The organism is Mesorhizobium sp. LSJC269B00, from assembly GCF_000502815.1.
GTDB lineage: Bacteria > Pseudomonadota > Alphaproteobacteria > Rhizobiales > Rhizobiaceae > Mesorhizobium.
Genome location: NZ_AYVN01000006.1, coordinates 88,006 through 112,116, shown reverse-complemented (window position 1 = coordinate 112,116; position 24,111 = coordinate 88,006). Strand labels below are relative to the sequence as shown.

The window sequence follows — 24,111 nt, the reverse complement described above, 5'->3', positions numbered from 1 at the left end:
AGAGTTGAACGGGCGCGGCTTATGTCGCGCCCGTTTTCGTTTAATACCCGTCTACGACATGAGAATCGAAGAATGGCCGCTGAGCCGCTGAAGACACTGTTCCATCCCTTCGAGGCCGAGGGGCTCCCTCTGCCGCAAAAGGGCGAGCGTGTGGTGTTCCTGGGTGCGGAGCCCGGCTTCCGCTTGCCGGAAGGCTTCGAGGCAGAGCTCCATCTTGCACAGGGTTTCCGGCCGCATCTCCGAGCGCTGGAGCGTGCCGGTCACAAGGTAACGCCCCGCGCGGAAGGCGATGCATTCGATGCAGCGCTCGTGCTTGCCGGCCGCCATCGTGGGCTAAACGAGATGCGTATTGCCGAGGCGATCGAACGCGTCACGCCGGGCGGTCTGATCATTGTCGCCGGCGGTAAGGACGAAGGCATCGCCAGCCTGCGCAAGCGCATCGACGAGCTTGTCCCCATCGAAGGGCATCTGCCGAAATATCACGGCATCGCCTTCTGGCTTCGCCGTCCGGTCGATCTGGCGCCTGCGGAAAAACTGCGCGTCGCCAATCCTGCCTTGGTCGTAGAGGACCGCTTCCGCACCGCGCCGGGCATGTTCTCCTTCGACCGCATCGACGCCGGCTCGAAACTTCTGGTCGACAACCTGCCCAAAGACCTGCGCGGCAACATTGCTGATTTCTGCGCCGGCTGGGGCTATGTCGCCGCCGAGGTCGCGGCACGTTCATCCGGCATAACGGGGCTCGACCTTTACGAAGCGGATTTCGACGCGCTTGAGGCGGCCAAGGGCAATATCGGCCAGACAGGCTTCGAGCCCGGCTTCTTCTGGACCGATCTGCTGAGCGAGCCGGTCGAGCGGCGCTATGATGCCATCGTCATGAACCCGCCCTTCCATCGCAGCCGGGCGGCCGAGCCGGAAATCGGCGCCGGCATGATCCAGGCGGCGGGCAAGGCGCTGAAACCGGGCGGGCGGCTGTTCATGGTGGCGAACCGTCAGCTGCCTTACGAACCGGTTCTGAAGGCTGTCTTCTCCAGCCATGCCGAACTCGCCCGCGACGGCATGTTCAAGGTTTTCTCCGCGCGCCGATAGGACGGTGCCGGTCGCCTCAATGCATGCTGACGATGCGCGCCGGCTCGTGGACGGGAATGGTCGGTCTGATATCGCCAGGCTTGATCTTGAGCGGCGCCGGCCTGCCGAACAGATAGCCCTGCACCATCTCGCAACCAGCTGCTCGCAAAAGCGTCGCCTGGTTCTCGGTCTCGACGCCTTCGGCGATGATGCCGACGCCGAGCGCCCGCGACAGGCCGACGATGGTAGAGACGACGGCGCCCGAATTGGAATCGGTGTCGATGCGGCTGACGAAGGAGCGGTCGATCTTCAGCTTGCCGAAGGCGAAGTCGATCAGGTAGCTGAGATTGGAATAGCCGGTGCCGAAATCGTCGACGGCCACCGAAATGCCCATGTCGGCAAGCTGCTGCAGGATGATGGCGGCGCGGTCGCGGTCCTGCATCATCGCCGTCTCGGTCACTTCGAGCTCCAGCCGCGACGGCTTGATGCCGGTGCTGGCCATCGTGTCGCGCACGATACCGACGAAATCCTTGGTCCTGAACTGGACCGGCGAGATGTTGACGGCAACGAAGCAGTCCTCGGGCAAATGACGGGCATCGCTGCAGGCCTTGTTCAGCACCCAATTGCCGATCGGGTGGATCATGCCGGTCTCTTCGGCGATCGGAATGAATTCCATCGGCGGGATCATGCCGCGTTCCGGGTGCTTCCAGCGGATCAGCGCCTCGTAGCCGACGACACGGCCGGTCGGCAGGTCGAGCTGCGGCTGGTAATGAAGGTCGAAATCGCCACGGTCGAAGGCGATGTGCAGTTCGGATTCGATCCAGTGGCGGTAGTCGGCGACCTGGCCCATGTCGGAATGGAAGACCGACCAGTTGCCCACGCCGCCGGCGCGGGCATTCTGCAGCGCCAGGTTGGAGCGGCGCAGGATGAGGACCGGATCGACGCCGTCCTTTGGCATCGCCACGATGCCGACCGACAGGCCGACCGACTGCAGGTGGGAATCGAGCTGGTACGGCTTCAGCATCTCCTCGATCATGGTTTCGACGGTGCTTTCCATGGACCTTTGGAGTTGGTGTTCCCAGACAAGGATAGCGAACTCGCCGGCGCCGATGCGCCCCATCACCGCGCCTTCGGGCATGCAGGCCTTCAACCGCTTGGTGAAGCCGCGGATCAGTTCGTCGCCATGGCTGTAGCCGATGGCGTCGTTGATCTGCTTGAAGCGGTCGATGTCGATGTCGATGAGGAACACCGGCTCACCGGTCCTGATCGTCGCGGACGCCGCGTCGGCAATCCTGCCGACCATCGCCGGCCGCGCAAAAAGCCCGGTCAGCTTGTCGAAATGGGTTTCGTTGAAAACGTAGTCCACCGATTCATCGACGCCGGCGAAGAAGGACAAGGCAGCACCGGCGGCGGCCAGCGCGCATAGCGCCGACGCGATGCCGATCATGGTTTCCGCCTGCATGCCGGCAAAGCCGTCCCCGAAACCATGCCGGAGGCCCCAAAGCCCAAGGATGAAACTGCCAAGGCCCGAACTGGCGACGGTGAGCAGCCGGAACACAGGTGTTCGCTTCGGGTTGCTGACAGCAGGCATTGCTCAGTCCCTGTCGCATGATCCCGAAATCAACTCGACTTCGGGAAATATCAAGCGCAAATTCATAAAGGCTAAAGCATCCTTTGCGCCCAGCAAGAACGCGCAGAGCCCAAGCCCATAGGACTTCTAGCGGATATCTCCTTAAAATGAGTTTCCGCCCATGCATCTAATTTTACTGGTGAATTAATCGCGTACGCTGTCGGTCTGCTTCAACTCATCCAGGGTTGGCATCGACACGATGTGATAGCCGGAATCCACATAATGGATTTCGCCGGTGACGCCTGACGAGAGGTCGGACAAAAGATAGAGCGCCGAGCCGCCGACCTCGTCGATGGTCACCGTGCGGCGCAGCGGCGAGTTGCGCTGCTGGTAGGAGTACATGTGGCGGGCGTCCGAGATTCCGGCGCCGGCCAAAGTACGCACCGGTCCCGCCGATATGCCGTTCACCCGGATGCCGCGCGGGCCATAGTCGTTGGCGAGATAGCGCACGCTGGCTTCCAGTCCGGCCTTGGCGACGCCCATGACGTTGTAGTTCGGCATGACGCGGACAGAACCGGCATAGGTCAGCGTGATCATCGCGCCGCCTTCGCTCATCAGCGGGGCGGCATGGCGGGCGACCTCGGTGAAGGAGTAGCAGGAGATGACCATGGTGCGGACGAAATTGTCGCGGCTGGTGTCGGCGTAGAGCCCCTTGAGCTCGTTCTTGTCGGAAAAGCCGATGGCGTGGACGACGAAGTCGAGCCCGCCCCATTCCTTGCCGAGCGTCTCGAAGGTGGCGGCGACCGATGCGCTGTCCTCGACGTCGCACGGCACCACCAGAGACGCCCCAAGCTTCTCGGCAAGCGGCTTGACGCGGCGCCCGAATGCGTCGCCCTGATAGGTGAAGGCAAGCTCCGCTCCGTGTTCGGACAATTTCCTGGCGATGCCCCAGGCGATCGAATGATCGTTGGCGACGCCCATGACAAGCCCGCGCTTGCCCTTCATCAGTCCGTCCATGGCCGGCAATCCCCCTACAAAAAAACGCTGGCCTTATGCGGAATAGCGCTGGAAAATCAGCGTTGCGTTGGTGCCACCGAAGCCGAACGAGTTGGACAAAACCGTGTCGATCCTGGCGTCGTCGATGCGCTTGCGCACGATCGGCATGCCCTCGAATTCGGGATCGAGGTTTTCGATATGGGCGCTCTCGCCGATGAAGCCGCCTTGCATCATCAGGATCGAGTAGATCGATTCCTGGACGCCGGCGGCACCCAGCGAATGGCCGGTCAGCGACTTGGTCGAGGTGATGAACGGCATCTTGTCGCCGAACACCTCTCGGATGGCGCCCATTTCCCGGGAATCGCCGACCGGCGTCGAGGTGCCGTGGGTGTTGATGTAGTCGACCGGCGTGGACACCGTCGCCAGAGCCTGGCGCATGCAGCGCACCGCGCCTTCGCCCGACGGCGCCACCATGTCGTAACCGTCCGACGTCGCGCCATAGCCGACGATCTCAGCGTAGATCTTGGCGCCGCGCGCCTTGGCGTGTTCGAGCTCCTCCAGGATGAGGACGCCCGCGCCGCCCGCGATGACGAAGCCATCGCGATTGGCGTCATACGCGCGGGAAGCTGTCGGCGCACGATCGTTATACTTCGACGACATCGCGCCCATGGCATCGAACAGGTCCGACATCGTCCAGTCGAGGTCTTCATGGCCGCCGGCAAACATCACATCCTGCTTGCCCCACTGGATCAGTTCGTAGGCGTTGCCGATGCAATGCGCCGAGGTCGAGCAGGCCGACGAGATCGAATAGTTGACGCCGTGGATCTTGAACCAGGTGGCGAGCGTCGCCGACGCGGTCGACGACATCGCCTTCGGCACCGCGAACGGACCGATGCGCTTGGGGCTGTTGTTCTTGAGCGTGGTCTCGGCCGCCTCGACGATGGTGCGGGTCGAGGGGCCGCCCGAGCCCATGACGATGCCGGTGCGCTCATTGGTGATGTCGCTTTCGCCAAGCCCGGCGTCGGCGATCGCCTGGTCCATCGCGACATGGTTCCAGGCCGCGCCCTGGCTCAGGAAGCGCATGGCGCGCCGGTCGATCATAGGGGTCGGGTCGAGCGTCGGCGCGCCCCAGACCTGGCAGCGGAAGCCGTGTTCGGCGAAGGAATCGGAGAAGCTGATGCCTGATTTGGCATCGTGGAGCGAGGATTGCACCTCGTTGGCGTTGTTGCCGATCGACGATACGATGCCGAGGCCTGTGACGACGACCCTTCTCATTCGCAACTCCTTCCAGCGGATGATCCCGAAACCCTAGTCGGTTTTCGCCGGCGATCATACGCAAAACCAAAATGCCGCAGCGTCGTTGCGCGTCCGGGAACGCCCTGCTGCAGTGGCGCCGGTCAGGCGGCCGATTGCTTGGACAGCCCCACTTTGAGGTCTGTCGCCGCGTATATGGGTTCGCCGTCGGCTTTAAGCCAGCCATCGGCGATGCCGAGAACCAGGCGTCCGCGCATGACGCGCTTGAAATCGATGCCGTATTCCACTTTCTTGACCGAAGGCGTCACCATCCCCTTGAACTTCACTTCGCCGGTCGACAGCGCCATGCCCTTGCCCGGCTCGCCGAGCCAGCCGAGGTAGAAACCCGTCAATTGCCACATGGCGTCGAGGCCCAGGCACCCCGGCATGATCGGATTGCCGATGAAATGGCAGGCGAAAAACCACAGGTCCGGCTTGATGTCGAATTCGGCGCGGATGAAGCCCTTGTCGTGGGCGCCGCCGGTCTCGCTGATCTCGGTGATGCGGTCGAACATCAGCATCGGCGGATAGGGCAGCTGGGCGTTGCCAGGCCCAAACAGCTCGCCGCGGGCGCAGGCAAGCAATTCCTCATAACCGTAGCTGGATTTCGAACCCGCCATATGTCTCGTCCCCATAATGTCCCGGGCGGTGGGGCGCCCTTGTCGTTGGTTTCCTAACACAATCCCTTTCGGTCCGGAAACCGGCGTTTGCGCTTAACCCGCCCGTCTGCCCGGGTCAATGCGCGCTCTCGCATCGGCCCGAAATCGATCTCGATTCCGGAAAGCACGATGCGACGCCAAAAAAGCGATAGAGCGCACTTAGTGCGTCCAACTGGACGCACGTCGCTCTATTGATCGTATTCCGCCAACAGAATATATGTCGGGAGGTATCCAGTTTCGGTTGATGACGTTTTTTCGCCACTCTGGGCGTGTCTTGAGGCAGAACTGTGGGCTTGGACGGATAGATGGATCTGGGCTGCCGGAAGGAAAATGTCGCTGTGGACAAGCGGGTTCGCGAAGCCGGCCTCAGGCCGACACGCCAACGCATTGCGCTGGCCGATCTGCTGTTTGCCAAGGGCGACCGCCACCTTTCGGCCGAGGAACTGCATGAAGAGGCGGTCGCCGCCGGCGTGCCGGTCTCGCTCGCCACCGTCTACAACGCGCTTCACCAGTTCACCCAGGCCGGCCTGCTGCGCATCCTGGCGGTCGAGGGGTCCAAGACCTATTTCGACACCAACACCTCCGATCACCATCATTTTTACATCGAAGGCGAAAACAGGATCTTCGATATAGAAAGCGGTCCGGTGACCGTCTCCAACCTGCCGGAGCCACCCGCAGGCATGGAGATCGCCAATGTCGACATCGTGGTGAGGCTGCGCCCGAAACGCAGCGTTTAAGCCCCAACCCGTGAAACCTGTCGATTTTGCAATCCGGCTCGAATGGGTTGCGGTCGCGGTCGTGGCTATAGTCGCCTATGCCGCGTCAGGCGTTTCCTGGTGGCTGTTCGCCCTGCTTATCCTGGCGCCAGACCTGTCGATGCTGGGCTATCTCGCCGGGGCACGGATCGGCGCTGTCGCTTACAATGCCTTGCACATATTGATCGTCCCGCTTTTGCTGGCGCTCGCCGGATATGTTCTGGCCAATTCGACGGCGACCGCGATTGGTCTGATCTGGATCATCCACATCGCCGTCGACCGCGCGCTCGGCTACGGTCTCAAACTGTCGGCCGGTTTTCAGGACACCCATCTCGGCCGTATCGGCCGTTAGGCCTCCAGCAATCTCAATTCTTGACGTGCTCGCCGGGATAGGCGCCCCACACCTGCGACTGGGCGATCCAGCCGGTGTGGCCGTCGAAGGTCATTTCGCACCACTGGCCATCGCAGGTTTTGATCGTGCCCGTAACGCCCGGCTCGATGATGGCGATGACGCTGGCGTCCTTATCGGCATCGTCGAGCAGATTGATTCGGCCACCTTTGGTGCGTTGCCAAGGGGCGACGATCGCGGTCCGGCGGCCCGACAGCAGCGACTGGTTGATCCAACCCTCCGAGCCATCGGCATCGCGCACCCGCCGCCAGGTATCGAATTCCTGGATGATTTCCATCGGCAGGCCGGCCTTTGTGTACATCCAGTCGACGGAATAGTTGGCGCCGGGGCCAACGCGCGAGTTGACGCGAGCCGATTTCAGGCTGACGAAACGCGGCAGCGGCAGGCCGCTCGGCCCGAGCGTGACCGTCTGCACAGGTGCGGCGGCACCTTGCGCCGCGGCTTGCGGGGAATGCAGGAGAGCGCCGAGAAGCGCTGCGCTGAGGATCAGGCGAAGCGACGCGAAACCAGACACTTTCATTCCTTTCGGCGCGTGCCCTTTGGTCCGGGCGCCCCTTTTTCTTTGTCTTCGGCGGCACCGCTTGTTACAGGAGTGGCAGGCACCGCGACCGGTATTCAGTTTCGCCTGTCTTGGTTAAAGAGGTCTCAACGAGATCGGGTTCGAGGAAACAATGGCAGGCAAAAAACGGCCTCTCGTCGTCATCACGCGCAAGCTGCCCGATCCGGTCGAGACCCGCATGCGCGAACTCTTCGACGCCAGGCTGAATGTAGAGGACCGCCCGATGACGCAGCCGGAGCTGGTCGCGGCGATCAAGGAAGCCGATGTGCTGGTGCCGACCATCACCGACCAGATCGATGCGGCGCTGATTGCCCAGGCCGGCGACAATCTCAAGCTGATCGCCAATTTCGGCAATGGCGTCGACAAGATCGACGTGGCGGCGGCGGCCAAGAAAGGCATCACCGTCACCAACACGCCGAACGTGCTGACCGAAGATACGGCCGACATGACCATGGCGCTGATGCTGACCGGCCCGCGGCGGCTGGTCGAAGGCGCCAATGTGCTGACCAGCGACAAGAAATGGGCCGGTTGGTCGCCGACCTGGATGCTCGGCCGGCGCATCTGGGGCAAGCGCCTCGGCATTGTCGGCATGGGCCGCATCGGCACCGCTGTTGCCAGGCGCGCAAAGGCTTTCGGCCTGTCCATCCACTACCATAACCGCCATCGCGTGCTGCCGGCGGTCGAGGAAGGGCTGGAGGCGACCTATTGGGAAAGCCTCGACCAGATGCTTGCCCGCATGGACATCATCTCGGTCAATTGCCCGTCGACGCCGGCGACCTTTCATCTGCTTTCGGCGCGGCGCCTGGCTCTGCTTCAGCCCACCGCCTATGTGGTCAACACCGCGCGCGGCGACATTATCGACGAGGAAGCGCTGGTCAAGCTGATCCAGGACGGCAAGATCGCCGGCGCCGGCCTCGACGTCTATGAGCACGAACCGGCGCTGAACTCGAAACTGCTGAAGCTTGCCGCCAAGAACAAGGTCGTGCTTTTGCCGCATATGGGTTCGGCGACGATCGAGGGCCGCATCGACATGGGCGAGAAGGTGATCATCAACATCCGCGCCTTCTTCGACGGCCACCGACCGCCGGACCGCGTGCTGCCGCTACGGACTTGAAGCGGGCCGCGTTCAGGCTGCGGTTGTGAGGGCCCCATCCGCCGCGACACTCACACGCTTGCCGCGATAGGCCTCAAAAGCGTCGCGCCTGAGCCTGAGCGCTACCGGCGTCCGCCAGCCCACTTCCCTGGCCACAATCAAGCCAAGCAGCAGGATCGCGTCCGGCTCGTGCAGCACGAGTGCCGTCGGCGCATGGCCATTGTGGACGAGTTCCATCAGCACGGCTGACGCTGAGGACGAGCCGATCGTGCCGGGCAGGAACAGCACGCGCCCGGAAATGGTTTCGCCATGCTGCGGGTGACGGACATCGGCGATGCGGCCGCTCTTCGGATCGACGCCGCCCCAGAAGCTGATCGGCGCCGTCAGCACCAAGGCCAGCCCTTCGCCTCCGCTGCCCGGCACCAGGATTTCAGCGACGGCGCTCATGCGGCGATATCCGTAAACCTCGGCTTACCCAGGACGGCGCTTTCGACGCAGTCGGCCAGCGAGCCGTAAAGCACGGCGTAGCCGGTATTGCCCGGCGCGTATTGCGCGAACTTTCCCGAATTGGTCATCAGCACGCCGCCGGCCAGATCCGGCAGGATCGGCGTCACCACCACGCAGGTGTCGGCGACGATGATGACGCCGCTGGCTTCGAGCATCTTGCGCTTGCCGTTCTGCCCCAGCCCGGTGAGCACGTGGCGGCCGGTGCAGGCGTAAATCGGCACGCTGAGCCGCCGCCTGCCAATCAGCCGCTCAAGTGCATCGAATTCGGCCAAGGACAGGTGCGGACTGCCGATCGCCACGGCATCGATGGCGGTCTGCGTGGCTGCGGTGGACAGGCCGGCGCGGGCCTTCATGGCCATCTCCGGCGTTACGCGGATCATCGTTTCCGGCCTGCCGCCCACCAGGATGGTCTCGGCGTCGGGCGCCTCGGGCGTGACGCCGGCAATGTGGAACAGGCCGACGGCGCCCGACGATGCCGCCGCCGCGCCGAAGGCCTTCAGCGCATCCTCGCCGGGATGGCTGGATATGCCGGTGACGACGCCGACCGCATTGCCGACCTCACGGCCGTAGAGGTTGCCCAGCACCGGCCAGGCGATCTCGGATCCAAGGAACGAGGCGGAGAGGCCGGACACATCGAACACCAGCCGTGCCTGCCGGTTCTCGGGGCGATGCAGGCCGTAATCCGGCGCGCGGCCCGATATGGCGCAGGCGATGTCGAGGAAGTCGCCATAGCGGTTGGTGCGTGCCCCCAGAACCGAATTGCAGAACACCACCGCGTTGGATTCACCCCAGGCGACATCGCTGCCAAGCGCCGGCCTGTGGCCGGCCTGATAGGGCGCGCAGGTCCAGCTCTGCTCGCAGCCCAGTTTGCGGTAGGCCTCCATCATTCGTCGCGCCATGCCGCGCGCCGGCTCTTCGAGGCGCACGCGCGAGCAGCCCATCAGGTCGAGCGCGCCGACATTGAGCGTCGAGCGCACCGCGACCCTGGCGCCGCTATCGACCAGCCTTTCGGCAAACAGTGTGCCGGAATCGCCGTGATAGAGCGCGCCGTCTATATGCGTCGAGGCGATCGGGATCAGTCGCGGCGCGCCGAGCAGCGCAGCGCTTTCGGCAACGATGCGCATCGCCATCGCCGCCCCGTCATGGCCGGAGGCGACTGTCTGCTCCTGTGAGCTGAGTGCAAGGCTCACGCCAACTCCTTGCGCAAGGTGATCGAGGTCGGCCGGTCATAGCCGTCATGCGCGGTGCGTTCAGTCTCGCGAAAGCCGAGACCGGCAAAGGTTGCATGATTTACGGTCAGTTCGATTCGCGTCTGCAGTTCGATGGCCGGTTTGTTCCGGCTGCGGGCGAGAAATTCGACAGCCTGCATCAGCCGCCTGCCGATGCCTTGCCCTTGAAGCTCAGGTTCGACGGCGAGCTTGCCGATGTAGAAATCATCGGGTCTCTCCAGCGCAAAAACGCAGCCTGCGATCTGGCCGCCCTGCAGAGCCACGAACACCGTTTCCCGCCCAGCCTTGTCCCTCAGGCTTTCGACGCACAGCAGATGCGCAGAGGAGGGCGGGTCGATGACGCCGTCCATCGGTGCAAAGGCGCGCATGATCAGGCTGAGCAGTTCGTCCCAGCGGTCGAAGCCGGGGGCGAACTGCGTGACCAAAACACTGGCAGGCTGATCCATGCGGTCAGCTTCTCTTGTAGCGGATCGTGTCGAAGCGCGCCGACAGCGCATCGTAGAGCAGCAGCCGGCCGACCAGTGGTTCGCCGATACCGGTGATCAGCTTGATGGCTTCCATTGCCTGCAAGGTGCCGATGACGCCGGTCAGCGCACCGACGACCCCGGCCACCGCGCAGGACGGCACCAGTCCTTCCGGCGGCGCTTCAGGAAAGAGGTCGCGATATCCAGGGTTCGGTCTGCCGTCGGCGCCGGTCCCGAACGGCATCAACACCGTCACCGAGCCGTCGAAGCGGCCGACGGCGGCATGCACGAGCGGCCGCTTTTCCGCCGCGCAGGCATCCGCCACCACATAGCGCGTCTCGAAATTGTCGGAGCCGTCGACGACCACGTCGTAGCGCGCGACGAGAACGGCAGCATTGTCGGCCGTCAGCCTGAAATCGTGCAATTCCACCGCGACATGGGGATTGATCCGGGCGATCGCTGCTTTGGCGCTCTCGGTCTTCGCCGTGCCGACCGTATGGGTGGCGTGGATCACTTGCCGCTGCAGATTGGACAGCGAGACAATATCGTCGTCGACGATTCCAAGCGTGCCGACGCCGGCGGCAGCGAGATATTCCAGCACCGGCGCGCCGAGGCCGCCGGCGCCGATCACCAGTACCCGCGCCCGCTTCAGCCTCTGCTGGCCGGCGCCGCCGATCTCGGGCAGCACGATGTGGCGGGCATAGCGTTCGAGCTCTTCGTCGGTGAGGGCGGCAGGGGTCATTGCCGGACCATATAGCGGAGCAAAAAGCTTGTCAGGTCTCTTCGGTTGGCCCAACCGTGCCGTGGTCGACGGTGAGGAACTGCGCGCGTCCCCTCAGGCTGGAAAACAGCGCGGCGTCGGTTCCGGTCATGAAGGCCTGGCAGCTCAGCTCTTCCAGGATCGAGAACAGCGCGGCGCGCCGGCCGGCATCGAGATGCGCGGCAATCTCGTCGAGCAACAGGATCGGCGTCATCCCCGACATCTCGCCGGTCAGCCTTGCGTGCGACAACACGATGCCGACCAGCAGCGCCTTCTGCTCTCCGGTCGAGCAGAGTGCGGCCGGCATCGCCTTGGGGCGGTGGCGCACCAGCAGATCCGAACGGTGCGGGCCATCGAACGTGCGTCCGGCGGCGCGGTCGCGCTCGCGGCCGTCGGCAAGGGCGGCGCGATAGCGTTCCTCGACGTCCACGGCGGGTGCTGTGGCGACGTCGCTTTCAAGGTCGCCGGAGAGGCTGATGTCGGCCTGCGGAAACGGCCCGCTGGAAGGCAGCCTGTCGATCATGGCGGTAAGCAGGCGTACCAGTTCGGCGCGCGCAGCCGCGATCGCCACGCCGGTTTCGGCCATCTGCATCTCGATGGCGTCGAACCAGGCGCCATCGCGCGAGCCTTCCGTAAGCAAGCGGTTACGTCCGCGCATCGCCTTCTCGTAATCGAGCGCACGCTGGCCGTGGCCGGGATCGACAGCCAAAACCAGCCGGTCGAGAAAGCGCCGCCGGTCGGCGGCAGGTCCGGGGAACAGGCCGTCCATGGCCGGCGTCAGCCAGACGACGCGCAGCCATTCCAGCATGGCGTCTGCCGACCGTGCCGGCGCGCCATTGATGCGCACCTTGCGACCGCCCTCGCCGGCCGCTTCACCCCCGGTGATGCCGGTGCCGATCTCGACCTGTCCCTCCGGCCCGTCGAGCCTTGCGTGGAGCGCAAAGCCGCCATCGCCGCCTTCGCGGGCCACGTCGACATAGGGCGCACGGCGCAGGCCGCGGCCCGGCGTCAGCAGGGAGATGGCTTCCAGAAGATTGGTCTTGCCGGCGCCATTGTCGCCGGAAAACACCACAGGGCCGGGGGAAAAGCCGATCGACAGCGCCGCATAGTTGCGGAAATTCGTAAGTGTTAGCTTCCTTATGTGACTTTGTTCCGGCAACCGCTATCCGCCTGTAGAAGTCGCCGCAATCAATTATGCTGCAGTGTGCCGCAGTGCGGCTGCTACACCCGCATCGGCATCAGCACGTAGAGCGCGGTCTCATCGGCCATGTCGTGGATCAGCGTCGGCGAACCGGCATCGGCCAGCATGAACTTGGCTTCCGTGCCGGTCAGTTGAGCAGCGACGTCGAGCAGATATTTGGCGTTGAAGCCGATCTCGATCGGGTCTGAGGAGTAATCAGCGGCCAGTTCCTCGGTGGCGCTGCCCGAATCCGGATTGTTGACGGCAAGCGTCACCTGGCCTTCGGTGATCGAAAGCTTCACCGCGCGGCCGCGCTCGGAGGAAATGGTCGAGACGCGATCGACGGCGGCGGCGAAGCTCTGGCGGTCGATGATCAGCTTCTTGTCGTTGCCGGTCGGAATGACGCGCTGGTAGTCCGGGAAAGTGCCGTCGATCAGCTTCGAGGTCAGAACCACGCTGCCGATGGTGAAGCGGATCTTGGTGTCGGACAATTCGGTGGTCACCGCGACATCGGGATCGTCGACCAGCTTCTGCAATTCGCTGACCGTCTTGCGCGGAATGATGATGCCCGGCATGCCTTCGGACCCGGCCGGAGCGTCGATCTCGGCGCGCGCCAGGCGGTGGCCGTCGGTCGCCACCGAACGCAGCTTCAGCTTGCCGCCAGTTTCATGCGTGTGCAGGTAGATGCCGTTGAGATAGTAGCGCGTCTCTTCGGTGGAGATGGCGAACTGGGTCTTTTCGATAAGGCCTCTCAGGGCGACGGAATCGAGCCGGAAGATGTGTGAGAAGGATCCCGCCGAAAGCTCCGGGAAATCGGACTGCGGCAGGCATTGCAGGCGAAAGCTCGAGCGGCCCGACGTTACCGTCATGGCGTTGCCGTCCTCGTCGGTCTTCAGCATCACTTCGGCGCCGTCGGCCAGCTTGCGCACGATGTCGTAGAGCAGGTGCGCCGGAACCGTCGTCGCCCCGCCGCGCTCGACCTTTGCCGGCGTCGCTTCGGTCACTTCGAGGTCGAGGTCGGTGGCTTTCATTTCAAGGCTGGCGCCCTCGGCGCTGAGCAGCACGTTCGACAGGATCGGTATGGTATTGCGCCGCTCGACCACGCGATGAACGTGGTTGAGCGACTTCAGGAGATTGGACCGTTCCAGGATAACACGCATGACGAAACAGGCTCGCTTGAATGAATGGACGGGTCACCAGTGGGCGGCGCCCCGCGAAAGGTCTGAACAGGCTCAGAATCTATGCAAACTGACAGGAAAAAGCCAGCAAACGCAAGTCCGGGCCACCGGTTCGCGCCGGTTAAGCGGGCTTTCTGGGGATAAAGCGGACGTTGGCCGGCAACCGATGCATGTCGCCGAAAACTGCGCAGCGGTTTTGGGACAACGACATGCATCAAAACAAGAAAATTTAAAGCGCGACGACCGTTTGCCGCGCCGATCAGGCTTGGTCGTTGATCAGCCTGCGCAACAGTTCCAGTTCCTGCGCCAGCGTGTTGTCGACGCCGGAAAGGTCCTCGATCTTGCGCACCGCATGCAGCACCGTGGTGTGGTCGCGCCCGCCGAACCGCCGGCCGATCTCCGGCAGCGAGCGCGGCGTCAATACCTTCGACAGGTACATGGCGACCTGCCTGGGCTTCACGATGGTGCGCGTGCGCCGGTTGGACAGCAACTCGGTCTTCGACACATTGTAGTGGCGCGCCACGATGCGCTGGATGTCCTCGATGCGCACCCGCTTCGGCTCGCCAGAGCGATAGATGTGCCCCAGGATCTCGTCGATGCGGTCGATGGTGATCGCCGGCTCGAACGACTGACGAAACAGCAGTTGGTTGAACGCGCCCTCCAGCTCACGACCGCTGCCGGTCACCGTGCGGGCGACATGGTTGAGGATCTCCTCCGAAATATTGAGCGATGCATCGTCAACCTTGGCGGTGGCAAGCCGAAGTTTGAGCATGCCTATGCGCATGGCGAAGTCCGGCGCCGACATTTCCAGCGCGACACCGCCATTGAGGCGCGAGCGCACCCGCGGTTCCAGCGATTCCAGTTCCGACGGCGGCCTGTCAGCGGCAACCACCACTTGCTTGGCGCTGTCGAGCAGCATGTTGATGAGATGGCAGAATTCGTGCTGGATCGACTTGCCCTGCAGGAACTGCATGTCGTCGATGATCAAGAGGTCGATGTCGCGCAGCTGTTCCTTCAGCGTCAGCGCATTGTTGTCGCGGATCGCGGTGGCGAAGCGCCACATGAAATATTCGGCCGTCAGATAGACGACGCGCGATTTCGGGTTCTGTTTCAGGGATTCGGCCGCAATCGCCTGCAAAAGGTGCGTCTTGCCGAGCCCGACGGTCGCATGAAGGAACAGCGGGTTGAAGCGCACCGCGCTCGACTGCGATTCCGCCACGGCTTTGGCTGCGGCGAAAGCCACCCGGTTCGACGGGCCTTCGATGAAGGAGCCGAACGTGTAGCGCGGGTCGAGCGGCGACCCCAGCACATTGTGCCGGAATTCGCTCTCGATCGGCGTGCCGGGACGAGGGGCGGGCGCCCGCTCCACCCTGCCGGGGCCGACCGTGCCGGCCGCCAATGCGGTCTGCGTATGCTTGGTCATCTTGCGCGCCGGCACGGCCTCGGGTTCGACGCCATTGCGGGCAGGACGGGTCGCGGTGCGCACGACCATCTCGATCTTGAGGATTTCGGGATCCTCGTGCTTCCACAGATCGGCGATGAGATCGAGATAATGGCCATTGATCCACGAGCGCAGGAAGGCCGTGGGCACCGAGATGCGTACAATGCCCCGGGAAGCCTCAGCCACCTTCATACGGCCGAACCAGCTCGAATAGACCTCGGTTCCCAGGCGCGCCTTCAACTGGGCCTTGACCCGGTCGAACTTCTGTTCCGCGTCGCTGGAAGCCGCCATATCGTGCGCTCCGACCAATGTTCCGGGAAATGGCAGGTCGCCCGTAAGCTCCCGCTCGATGCCGCTCTGCATGATTGTGCGTCCCTTTTCCTTTGTACCTTTTTTCCGCCGGGAGTGCGCCTCCTGCACCCATGTTTCCGGCGACCGTATCTTCGCTACAACACCACCGCCGCCGCCGGCGGATGACGTTGCCTCGTCAGAATGGGATGGGTCCCGGCTGCTTAAAGCCAGTCCGTCTGACATGTTCGGGCAAAGCGGTGCTACCCGGCGAAAACGCCGGTGCGCCATCAAGCTGCCATGTACAATTACGCCAGTCCCCTATCGTATCGAAAAGGCAAGCCATACCCGTGCGCGGAATTGATCCACGTCATGAATTCTGCCACTGTTAGCTGGCCGATTCAGGCTGGGTTAAGGGCTAATGGCCCGTCCCTTTCGATAGACCGACATTACCGAAATCGCTGTGGATAGGGCAAGGCCACCTCTAACGGATTTTTAAGGAATCTGGTTAGTGAACAACGGTTCGGGCTCCGTGCTGGAAGCGCATATTTTGACAAAGCCATTGGGATTCAAACCCTTTTGCCGCGAATATGAAAATGGCTGTGCGGTTTGAAATTTTCTGAAATAATTCGCTTGACACCAACTTGCTGCCTATCGCCCACAGGCGATGTGAACAAGCTGTGGATCACTTCCAGCAAGTCGTTGAAAAATATCAGCAATTTGTGACAGCCAAATTTATTGGCGTGGGCCGTTTCGGCGGATTGGAATATCAGTGGGAGTGTATGTGCCGGCAAAGCAATCCGGACTCTGGAATGCGGCTCGGGCGTGCTTTGCGGCCGTTCTTTTTAAGTGCTTGCCGGCAAACGAAAAAACCCGGCGCGATTGGCCGGGTTTGAAAGAACGACAGTTCAGGAACGGTCAATCAGGCCGACAGCACCTTGAGGCGGTGAGCCAGACGCGACACCTTGCGCGATGCCGTATTCTTATGGATCACGCCCTTGGTCGCGGCGCGCATCAATTCCGGCTCTGCGGTCTTGAAGGCTTCCAGCGCGGCTGCCTTGTCGCCGGCAGCCAGTGCCTCTTCGACCTGGCGGACATAGGTACGCACGCGCGAGCGGCGGTTCTTGTTGATCGCTGCGCGGCGGGCGATCTTGCGCGTTGCCTTTTTGGCCGAGGAGGTATTGGCCATGATGCCTCTCTTCTGATCTGGTGGGCGCATGCGGGATGCCGCAGGGCGCAAAAAACAAACGGGCAGCCAACGGCCGCCTCGGTTGGAGCGGCTTATAGTTCAGCTTTTCCGGCGCGTCAACGCCGCTTTGGCTTCTTTTTGGTCCTCGCCGCCGCCACTCTAGCGATTGGTGAAATTCGGCTTCCGCTTCTCGGCAAAGGCGGCCATCCCTTCCTTCTGGTCGTCGAGCGCAAACAGCGAGTGGAACAGCCGGCGTTCGAAGCGCATTCCCTCCGCCAGCGTCGTCTCGTAGGCGCGGTTGACTGCCTCCTTGGCCATCATCACCGATGGCAGCGAAAACTCTGATATCCTGGCCGCGGCCTTCATCGCCTCCTCAATCAACTCGCCGGCCGGCACGACGCGCGACGCCAGGCCGCTACGCTCGGCCTCGGCGGCATCCATCATCCGCCCGGTCAGGCACATGTCCATGGCCTTCGACTTGCCGACGAAGCGGGTGAGCCGCTGCGAGCCGCCCATGCCGGGAATGACGCCAAGCGTGATTTCGGGTTGGCCGAACTTGGCCGTGTCGGCGGCAATGATGAAATCGCACATCATCGCCAGCTCGCAGCCGCCGCCCAGCGCATAGCCCGCGACAGCGGCGATCATCGGCTTGCGCGTGCGGGTAAACTCTTCCCAGCCGACGAAGAAATCCTGCACATAGGCCTCGGCGTAGGTGACGGCCTGCATTTCCTTGATGTCGGCGCCCGCCGCAAAAGCCTTCTCGGAACCGGTGATGACCATGGCGCCGATGCCGGGATCGGCGTCGAACCCCTTTGCCGCCGTCAGCAAATCCGCCAGCACCTGCGCGTTCAGCGCGTTGAGGGCCTTGGGCCGGTTCAGCGTGATCAGGCCGACCTTGCCGCGCGTCTCGACGATGATGGTTTCATAGCTCATGGGCTGGCCTCCTGATTGCGGCACTGAAGGACCTGTCTAGCTTACCGCTGACAGGTCCGGCAATAAAAGGTCGAGCGGCCGCTTTGCACGATGCGCTTGATGTGGCCGCGACAGCCGGGCGTCGGACAGGGCTCGCCTTCGCGATCGTAGACCGCGAAGGAATGCTGGAAATAGCCCAGCGACCCGTCTGTGTGCACATAGTCGCGCAGCGAAGACCCACCGGCGGCGATCGCATCGGCGATCACCGAACGGATTGCCCCGGCCAGTCGTTCGCTCTGTTCCTTGGCCTTCTTGCCGGTCCCGGCGATGGTGCCTGCCTCGCGCAATGGCGACAGGCCGGCGCGCCACAGCGCTTCCGACACATAGATATTGCCGAGCCCGGCAATCAGCTTCTGGTCGAGCAGCGCCGCCTTCAACGGCGATCTGCGGCCCTTCATCAGAGAGGCGAGCAGGGCGCCTTCCAGCGCATTGCCGGTCGGCTCGACGCCCAGTCCCGCCAGCATCGGATGCGCCTCGGCCAGACCTTCCGCAAACAGCATGAAGCCGAAGCGACGCGGGTCGTTGAAGACCACGCGAGACTGGACGCCGACAGGCGACACGACATGGAACACCACATGGTCGTGCTTGGCATTCTTCGAGCGCTCTTGATGGAACGTGCCGGGCGTCTCTTTGTCATCAGCGGCCTCGATGCGGAACGAGCCCGACATGCCGAGATGGCAGATCAGCACCGGGCCATCGTCCAGGTGTATGGTGAGATATTTGGCGCGGCGGCCAAGCGCGATGACGGTCTTGCCGGTCAGCCGCTGCGCAAATCTCGCCGGAAACGGAAATCGGAGATCGGGCCGGCGCGCCTCGACGCGCACGATCCGCGCGCATTCCAGAACCGGCTGCAGGCCGCGCCGGACGGTTTCGACCTCGGGCAGTTCAGGCATGGCCGCCTATCGCCGCATGGAAGGAAGCGCCGTGGCGGCCGCGCGCCAGCTTGAGGTGTTCGGCGACCGTCTCGCCGATATCGGCGAAGGTGGTCCTGAGCCCGATGTCGCCGCCCGTGAGACCCGGTGCGGTGCCGATGACCGGGACGCGTTCGCGCGTGTGGTCGGTGCCTCGCCATGTCGGATCGTTGCCATGGTCGGCGGTGAGGATGAGCAGATCGCCCGGCTTCAGCTTTGCCAGTGCCTCGGGCAGCCGGCGGTCGAAGGCTTCGAGCGCTGCAGCATAGCCGGCGACGTCGCGGCGATGGCCGAAATCGGTGTCGAAGTCGACGAAATTGGCGAACACCAGGTCGCCGTCGCCGGCATCGTCCATCGCACCCAGCGCCTTGTCGAACATTGCCATGTTGCCGGGCGCCTTGCGTACTTCCGAGATACCGCGATGGGCGAAGATGTCGCCGATCTTGCCGACCGCGATCACCCGGCTGCCGCGCCCGGTCAAGCGGTCGAGCAGCGTCGGCTCAGGCGGCGGCACGGCGTAGTCATGGCGGTTGTAGGTGCGCTCGAAGGTGGCCGATGTTTCGCCCAGGAAAGGCCGTGCGATCACCCGTCCGATCTTCAGCGGATCGACCAGCCGGCGTACCGTCTTGCAGAACTCGTAGAGCCGCTCCAGGCCGAAATGAACTTCGTGCGCTGCTATCTGCAGGACGGAATCGACCGAGGTGTAGCAGATCGGCTGGCCAGTGCGGATATGCTCCTCGCCGAAGCGCTCGATGATCTCCGTGCCGGGCGCATGGCAGTTGCCGAGAATGCCCGGCACCTTACCCTCGCGGATCATCGCTTCGGTCAGTTCGGCAGGGAAGGTGGGCACCTTATCGGGGAAATAGCCCCAGTCGAACCGCACGGGCAGCCCGGCGATTTCCCAGTGACCCGACGGCGTATCCTTGCCGCTCGAAATCTCCTGCGCGGCGCCGTGGAAAGCGGAGGCTGAAACAGCGGCTTTGCTGTCGAATTGGAAGCCGGTTGCGGTTTCTGCTGCGCGGCCGAGACCGAGCGAAACCATGGTGGGCACCTTCAGCGGTCCCTCGCGCAGGCCCTCGCGATCGGCGCGGGCTTCCGCGCAGGCCAGCGCGATATGTCCGAATGTGTTCGAGCCGGCGTCGCCATAGGGTTCGGCATCGGCGGCGCCGCCAATGCCGAAAGAATCGAGAACGAAGAGGAAAGCGCGTGCCATCGGTGCCGTCATTGCCAGTCTGGTTGACCAGACATAAGGTCCCGTCGCGGCATTGGCAAATCGTAAACCAGGCGGCAACGGCCTGACGCGATGGTCGCGAAGTCGGGCAGGCGCGCTGTACGCATCCTTGAGACATGCGATGCGCTTCAAGGAACGGCGTGCGGGGCATGGATCGATGAGACGGGCTGACCTGGGTTGGAGTGCACTGGCGACCACTGTAGCGCTGCTGGCCTCGCAGCTCGCCGCGCACGCCGACTGGCGCGACCAGATCGGCACGTTTCGGATCGGCATCGTTGCCGAGCCGGGCGCCGGCAACACGGTTCCGGGTCTGGCCATGCTGACTGACGCCTACGGCAGGGCGCTCGGCATGAAGGTGGAATTCGTCGTCGCGCATGACTATGCGGCGCTGATAGAGGCACAGGCCAATGGCCGGATTCAGTACGCGGTCTATTCGGCGACCGCCTACGCCACCGCCTCGGAGCGCTGCGGCTGCGTCGAACCTCTTGTGGCGCCGGTCGATGCCGACGGTGCCACGGGCATCCGCTCCGTGCTTTTGACGCGCGACGGCAGGCTTTCCGATCTCGCGGCCCTGGAAACGCACCGCATCGCCATGGCGCCTTCCGACAATGTCGGCGGTTCGCTTCTACCGCTCGCCGGGCTGGCGGCCGACGGCATCAAGATCAGCCAGGATGCGCCATTCCTCGCTCATGCCGGCTCGGCTGCCGCCGCAGAAGCGATGCTGGTCGATGGCCAGGCCGATGCCTTGTTCGGCTGGGAGCGGGCCACGGCGGAAAACCGGACGGCGATTGCTGGCGATCAGCCGGCTGATCCGGACGGCACGGCGGCGCGACTGGAGGCGGCGGGCATTCCAGAAGCCGCGCTCCAGATCATCTGGACCTCCGGCGTGCTCAGATACGGCCCTCACGCCGTCCGCAGCGATCTCGACCCCGAAGCCAAACGCCGACTGACCGTCTTCCTCACCAATCTCAGATCGCAGTCGCCGGAAGTCTACGATTTCGTGGAATCGAAACATTCGGGAGGGTTCACGCTCGCCGCTGCGAGTGACTATGCGATGGCCGATTCCATCGTGCGCCTGGTGTCGGGCAGCACCGACAGCGGCGCGCAATAAAGCCGGGGTCGGATGGGCCAGAGCTGCTTCAGCAATCGCTGCAGGGGATCGACGTGGTCCGGCGCGGCCTGAGATAGTAGGTTTCGCTCATCGTTATCTTGCCTTCGTTGAAGGCCGAGATAAATCCGAGCGGCTTTTCGGAGCCTTCCGACCAGGAGATGATCGGTTGGTATGCTAGAGTGGTTTTGACACGAATGAGGAAAGTCCCCGCAACATTGAGCGTCGCCGGAACGGTGGTGGAAGTTGTCGGGTTGGAGTCGCGGCCAGTCTTCCCATCCAGCACGCTCCAGGACCACGCCACCTTTGCTTGCGGTATCGGATTGTTCGGGTCGGTTCTGATGTCGATTGCCGTAATGGAGATATTGGCGACCGAGCGGTTGTAAGGCTGAAGGCTGGAGTTGCCGATCTTCATGATGTCGGTGAGATCTGCGTTGACCACCGACGTTTGCTGCGTGACGAGGTCGGCAACCATGGAGCTGATGCGGCTGACCTTCTTGCTGGCCTCGATGGCTTGCGAGGCCTCCATCGTAATGAAATACATGATCAGCAAGACAGGCACGATGAGGGCAAACTCGACGGCCGCTATGCCGCGCCGATCGGAAAAAAACCGCTCCGCTCTCTTCCAGCTAACCGACATCCCCGGATGTGCCCCCGCACGAAACATGCACTTTTCCTTTTGCTTACACGTGCAATTTCAGTTGTCGAATGGCTCGTTTTGCCACGTTGTCGTCGCGTAATGCAGAGTCTTGCCGCCATCCATATTCGACATGTATTGAGCCATGAAATCGGTCATGACCGGCCAAGGGTAAAAGACCCGCAGCATGTTCTTTGATTCTGCCGGACCTATTGTAGGGGTCCCGAAAGCCGGGTCCTTGCCTGTATCCGGATCCTTGCCCGTCAGCGTGATGGTCGAGCCGGAAATCGTGAAACCCGCACTGGCTGCCCCGGCAAAGGTCTTGAACGGGCGCAGATCCACCAGCAAACCGGGGCAACCCTTCGCGACAATGATCTCGAGTCTGGCGCAGACCAAGCCCTTCAGCTTCTCTTCCGTCACATCCGCTTGCCTCAACTGGCCAGTACGCAACTGACGGGCGATATCATCGGTGATGTTGGCCATCACCTCCTGTCCGGCAAATGAAACGCAGCTCTCGAGGATGGCGAAGACGAGAGCCGCAAACGGTAGCGCAAGCATCGCGAATTCTATCGCCGTGCTGCCGCGCCGATCACGAAGGAAATGAGGGGCAAACGTCACGCGCCCTGCCTTGGCCTTGCAGATCTCGCGTTCTGAATCCTCGTCCAAAACGTCGCCCATATCCCGTTCCTGCGATCCTGATGCGGTACCGTCAGCACCACTATCAAGAACCCATTTAGCTCCGGTTTGAATGACCGTTAAATTCGACCAGGCGACATTAACCGGCCGCTAACCGACGCGGCTTTCCCGAGACAATCGAGCCAACTGAGGCGCTTACTGCCCAGCGCTCATCTCGGCTTCGGACGACTTTTCCGAGTCGCTCTTGTACGAGCTTTCGCAATAGGGCGTGCAGGACATGGTCTGTACCGAGGCGCGCCTGTAGATACGCACCGACGACGCGTCCTGGCGCACCACGGTCACCTGCTCGTCGACGATCGGGCTGCCATCGTGGTCGAGGACAACCAGATTGGTGACGCCGAACCCCTTGCCAGTCAGTACGATCGTCGATGCATCCTGGACGGAGGCGTCGGCAATCGCCGGATTGCCGACGACTATGGTGTCGGCGGGGCGTGTCAGTTTGACGATCTTGGCCTGATTCATCGTCACTTCGATGCCGGCTCCGGCCTTGGCCGGCAGCACAAAAGCCGGGACGGCGAGAAGCGCGACAAGCAGGAATGACGATTTCATGGCAGTCATCAAGGCGCTCCACAGCGGCAAAACTTGTTCAAAGAAACATGAAGGAGATTGGTGAACCAACGGTTAAACCCTTGACCGGCGCCGGGGTATTCGCACCAATCCTGCTGCCAGCTAATGTAACAATGCATCCTGCCGATAGCCGTGAAATTACAGCTCTTCACGGGCAGGCGAGCTACTGTCCAGCGTTTAGTTTACGGTTAACCACGCAAGCTGTTCGAAGCGGGAAAGGAATCGGTAAGGCTGTTTATTAAGCCGATTGAAAGAGCTTCTCCGTAGATTGGCAGCATCCGATCAACCACCACAGAAGTTGACGGAAGTGCTGTAACACGTGGAGTAGGAGCTCTCGAATGTCTAATCTCATCGCACGTTTCGCGAAGGACGAATCCGGCGCGACCGCTATCGAATACGGTCTGATCGCCGCTCTCATCGCGCTTGCCATCATGGTTGGCGCTGGTCAGCTCGGCAATGCCCTGAACGCCAAGTTCACGACCATCGCGGATTGCGTGAAGGATCCGACGAACGCTGCTTGTAAGTAATGATCTAGCATCCTGTTTCGACGGGTAGACTGGAAGGGCCGCCTCGCTGGCGGCCCTTTTGTCTTTTGAAGATCGTTTGGCTTTGGTCTTGCTGCGCCGCTTAGCGCGCTGACATTTCTCGGGATTTGACCCGGATGAGCAGAACTCACCAATCCTTAACCCAAGCCGCCTAACCTGCAGCCATCGTTGCCTTTCCAACCATGAGAGACCGATGCTCAACGCACTGATCTTCGTTGTCTTTCCGTTTTGCATGCTTTTTGCGGCGATCTCCGACGCGCTGTCGATGACAATCTCCAATCGGGTGCCGGTGCTGCTTGTGGCCGTCTTTGCCGTGGTTGCGCCACTGACGGGTATGGACTGGGCAACTTATGGCTGGCATTTCGCCGCCGGCGGCCTGGTGCTGGCCGTGACTTTCGGTCTGTTTGCGCTCGGCGGCATGGGCGGCGGCGATGCCAAGCTTTTGGCAGCCACGTCCATCTGGATGGGGCTCAACATTCACCTTGTCAATTACCTCGTGGCTTCGACGTTCATCGGTGGCCTGCTGACGCTCGCCATTCTCCTCTATCGGAAATCGCCGCTGGCGACCTACACCAGTCACAATCCGGTCCTGCGCCATTTCGCCGACGAGATGAATGGCGTTCCCTATGGCATCGCACTCGGCATTGGCGGGCTGCTGACCTATCCGGATTCGCCCTTGATGGAATGGGCATTGGCAAGGTTGGCGACCTGATGTAGCGAACCTCCTCTGCCCTTCCGGCATCGATCCTGAAAAGAGGCGGCTTGGCCGCCTTTTTCATTTGTCGGAGCATGGTCGTGTGATTATGTAA

Annotated in this window: 27 protein-coding genes; 8 read left to right on the top strand and 19 right to left on the bottom strand. The window is 62.7% G+C overall.

The features are described from left to right. Positions 1 to 72 precede the first annotated feature (72 nt). A complete protein-coding gene (locus X771_RS147380) occupies positions 73 to 1,086 on the top strand; it encodes a class I SAM-dependent methyltransferase (RefSeq protein WP_023688737.1) in 1,014 nt (337 codons plus the stop codon). Positions 1,087 to 1,102: 16 nt separating this feature from the next. Here the strand turns inward: X771_RS147380 and X771_RS147385 are convergent, their stop codons facing one another. The 4 genes from X771_RS147385 to fabA form a co-directional block, all read right to left on the bottom strand. Further along, positions 1,103 to 2,656, bottom strand: a complete 1,554-nt coding sequence (locus X771_RS147385) for a bifunctional diguanylate cyclase/phosphodiesterase (protein ID WP_023688736.1) — start codon at positions 2,654 to 2,656, stop codon at positions 1,103 to 1,105. A gap of 183 nt (positions 2,657 to 2,839) precedes the next feature. Then, positions 2,840 to 3,652: an enoyl-ACP reductase FabI gene (gene fabI / locus X771_RS147390; protein WP_023669564.1), complete on the bottom strand. Its 813-nt coding sequence runs from the start codon at positions 3,650 to 3,652 to the stop codon at positions 2,840 to 2,842. A gap of 33 nt (positions 3,653 to 3,685) precedes the next feature. Then, a complete protein-coding gene (gene fabB / locus X771_RS147395; RefSeq protein WP_023688735.1) occupies positions 3,686 to 4,906 on the bottom strand; it encodes a beta-ketoacyl-ACP synthase I in 1,221 nt (406 codons plus the stop codon). A gap of 122 nt (positions 4,907 to 5,028) precedes the next feature. Continuing rightward, positions 5,029 to 5,544: a 3-hydroxyacyl-[acyl-carrier-protein] dehydratase FabA gene (gene fabA, locus X771_RS147400; protein WP_023669566.1), complete on the bottom strand. Its 516-nt coding sequence runs from the start codon at positions 5,542 to 5,544 to the stop codon at positions 5,029 to 5,031. Between the two features lie 344 nt (positions 5,545 to 5,888). Here fabA and irrA point away from each other — a divergent pair, with 344 nt between their 5' ends. Both irrA and X771_RS147410 read left to right on the top strand, forming a co-directional pair. Beyond that, on the top strand, positions 5,889 to 6,320 hold the full coding sequence (irrA, locus tag X771_RS147405; protein WP_023688734.1) for an iron response transcriptional regulator IrrA: 432 nt from the start codon (positions 5,889 to 5,891) through the stop codon (positions 6,318 to 6,320). 10 nt (positions 6,321 to 6,330) lie between these two features. Beyond that, positions 6,331 to 6,690 carry a DUF4260 domain-containing protein gene (locus X771_RS147410; protein ID WP_023688733.1) on the top strand — a complete coding sequence of 120 codons (360 nt, stop codon included), beginning with the start codon at positions 6,331 to 6,333 and terminating at the stop codon, positions 6,688 to 6,690. A gap of 13 nt (positions 6,691 to 6,703) precedes the next feature. Here the strand turns inward: X771_RS147410 and X771_RS147415 are convergent, their stop codons facing one another. Then, entirely contained in the window at positions 6,704 to 7,261 is a 558-nt protein-coding gene (locus tag X771_RS147415; RefSeq protein ID WP_023669569.1) for an SH3 domain-containing protein, read from the bottom strand. Between the two features lie 157 nt (positions 7,262 to 7,418). Between X771_RS147415 and X771_RS147420 the strand changes: the two genes are divergently transcribed. Beyond that, positions 7,419 to 8,420 (top strand): D-glycerate dehydrogenase, encoded by a 1,002-nt coding sequence (locus X771_RS147420; protein WP_023688732.1) that lies wholly within the window; start codon positions 7,419 to 7,421, stop codon positions 8,418 to 8,420. Between the two features lie 12 nt (positions 8,421 to 8,432). Here X771_RS147420 and X771_RS147425 read toward each other — a convergent pair whose 3' ends face one another. The 7 genes from X771_RS147425 to dnaA all read right to left on the bottom strand — a co-directional run bounded on the left by X771_RS147425 (position 8,433) and on the right by dnaA (position 15,521). Further along, positions 8,433 to 8,846: a DUF126 domain-containing protein gene (locus X771_RS147425; protein ID WP_023688731.1), complete on the bottom strand. Its 414-nt coding sequence runs from the start codon at positions 8,844 to 8,846 to the stop codon at positions 8,433 to 8,435. Then, complete coding sequence (locus X771_RS147430; RefSeq protein ID WP_023688730.1) at positions 8,843 to 10,096, bottom strand: aconitase X catalytic domain-containing protein; 1,254 nt, start codon at positions 10,094 to 10,096, stop codon at positions 8,843 to 8,845. The genes X771_RS147425 and X771_RS147430 overlap by 4 nt, the downstream gene beginning before the upstream one ends. Next, positions 10,093 to 10,581: a GNAT family N-acetyltransferase gene (locus tag X771_RS147435; RefSeq protein ID WP_023688729.1), complete on the bottom strand. Its 489-nt coding sequence runs from the start codon at positions 10,579 to 10,581 to the stop codon at positions 10,093 to 10,095. The genes X771_RS147430 and X771_RS147435 overlap by 4 nt, the downstream gene beginning before the upstream one ends. Before the next feature lie 4 nt (positions 10,582 to 10,585). Then, positions 10,586 to 11,341, bottom strand: coding sequence for a molybdopterin-synthase adenylyltransferase MoeB (locus X771_RS147440; protein ID WP_023681998.1), 756 nt, complete (start codon positions 11,339 to 11,341; stop codon positions 10,586 to 10,588). Between the two features lie 31 nt (positions 11,342 to 11,372). Next, a complete protein-coding gene (gene recF, locus X771_RS147445; protein WP_023688728.1) occupies positions 11,373 to 12,518 on the bottom strand; it encodes a DNA replication/repair protein RecF in 1,146 nt (381 codons plus the stop codon). 62 nt (positions 12,519 to 12,580) lie between these two features. Further along, positions 12,581 to 13,699 carry a DNA polymerase III subunit beta gene (gene dnaN, locus X771_RS147450; protein ID WP_023669575.1) on the bottom strand — a complete coding sequence of 373 codons (1,119 nt, stop codon included), beginning with the start codon at positions 13,697 to 13,699 and terminating at the stop codon, positions 12,581 to 12,583. A 277-nt stretch (positions 13,700 to 13,976) separates the two neighbouring features. Beyond that, entirely contained in the window at positions 13,977 to 15,521 is a 1,545-nt protein-coding gene (gene dnaA, locus X771_RS147455) for a chromosomal replication initiator protein DnaA (RefSeq protein WP_031195619.1), read from the bottom strand. Positions 15,522 to 16,126: 605 nt separating this feature from the next. On the opposite strand from dnaA, the gene X771_RS1000000168190 reads away from it, so the two are divergent. Continuing rightward, the gene (locus tag X771_RS1000000168190; RefSeq protein WP_156936005.1) at positions 16,127 to 16,342 is read left to right on the top strand and encodes a hypothetical protein; all 216 of its coding nucleotides are present in this window, start codon (positions 16,127 to 16,129) and stop codon (positions 16,340 to 16,342) included. Between the two features lie 26 nt (positions 16,343 to 16,368). Here the strand turns inward: X771_RS1000000168190 and rpsT are convergent, their stop codons facing one another. The 4 genes from rpsT to X771_RS147475 form a co-directional block, all read right to left on the bottom strand. After that, positions 16,369 to 16,635: a 30S ribosomal protein S20 gene (rpsT, locus tag X771_RS147460; protein WP_023681995.1), complete on the bottom strand. Its 267-nt coding sequence runs from the start codon at positions 16,633 to 16,635 to the stop codon at positions 16,369 to 16,371. Positions 16,636 to 16,794: 159 nt separating this feature from the next. Then, positions 16,795 to 17,568 carry an enoyl-CoA hydratase gene (locus X771_RS147465; protein WP_023688727.1) on the bottom strand — a complete coding sequence of 258 codons (774 nt, stop codon included), beginning with the start codon at positions 17,566 to 17,568 and terminating at the stop codon, positions 16,795 to 16,797. 41 nt (positions 17,569 to 17,609) lie between these two features. Continuing rightward, entirely contained in the window at positions 17,610 to 18,500 is an 891-nt protein-coding gene (gene mutM, locus X771_RS147470) for a bifunctional DNA-formamidopyrimidine glycosylase/DNA-(apurinic or apyrimidinic site) lyase (protein ID WP_023688726.1), read from the bottom strand. Further along, positions 18,493 to 19,731, bottom strand: a complete 1,239-nt coding sequence (locus X771_RS147475; RefSeq protein WP_023681992.1) for a phosphopentomutase — start codon at positions 19,729 to 19,731, stop codon at positions 18,493 to 18,495. Before X771_RS147475 ends, mutM begins: the two co-directional genes overlap by 8 nt. A 175-nt stretch (positions 19,732 to 19,906) precedes the next feature. Between X771_RS147475 and X771_RS147480 the strand changes: the two genes are divergently transcribed. Next, a complete protein-coding gene (locus X771_RS147480) occupies positions 19,907 to 20,860 on the top strand; it encodes a PhnD/SsuA/transferrin family substrate-binding protein (protein WP_023669581.1) in 954 nt (317 codons plus the stop codon). 28 nt (positions 20,861 to 20,888) lie between these two features. Here X771_RS147480 and X771_RS147485 read toward each other — a convergent pair whose 3' ends face one another. From X771_RS147485 to X771_RS147495, 3 genes are all read right to left on the bottom strand, one after another. Beyond that, entirely contained in the window at positions 20,889 to 21,524 is a 636-nt protein-coding gene (locus tag X771_RS147485) for a TadE/TadG family type IV pilus assembly protein (protein WP_023688725.1), read from the bottom strand. Positions 21,525 to 21,554: 30 nt separating this feature from the next. Beyond that, entirely contained in the window at positions 21,555 to 22,172 is a 618-nt protein-coding gene (locus X771_RS147490; RefSeq protein ID WP_050587454.1) for a TadE/TadG family type IV pilus assembly protein, read from the bottom strand. A 153-nt stretch (positions 22,173 to 22,325) separates the two neighbouring features. After that, entirely contained in the window at positions 22,326 to 22,748 is a 423-nt protein-coding gene (locus X771_RS147495; protein ID WP_023681988.1) for a pilus assembly protein N-terminal domain-containing protein, read from the bottom strand. A 347-nt stretch (positions 22,749 to 23,095) separates the two neighbouring features. Here X771_RS147495 and X771_RS147500 point away from each other — a divergent pair, with 347 nt between their 5' ends. Beyond that, positions 23,096 to 23,284 (top strand): Flp family type IVb pilin, encoded by a 189-nt coding sequence (locus X771_RS147500; protein WP_023688723.1) that lies wholly within the window; start codon positions 23,096 to 23,098, stop codon positions 23,282 to 23,284. Between the two features lie 211 nt (positions 23,285 to 23,495). Further along, complete coding sequence (locus X771_RS147505) at positions 23,496 to 24,014, top strand: prepilin peptidase (protein ID WP_023688722.1); 519 nt, start codon at positions 23,496 to 23,498, stop codon at positions 24,012 to 24,014. Positions 24,015 to 24,111: the final 97 nt, after the last annotated feature.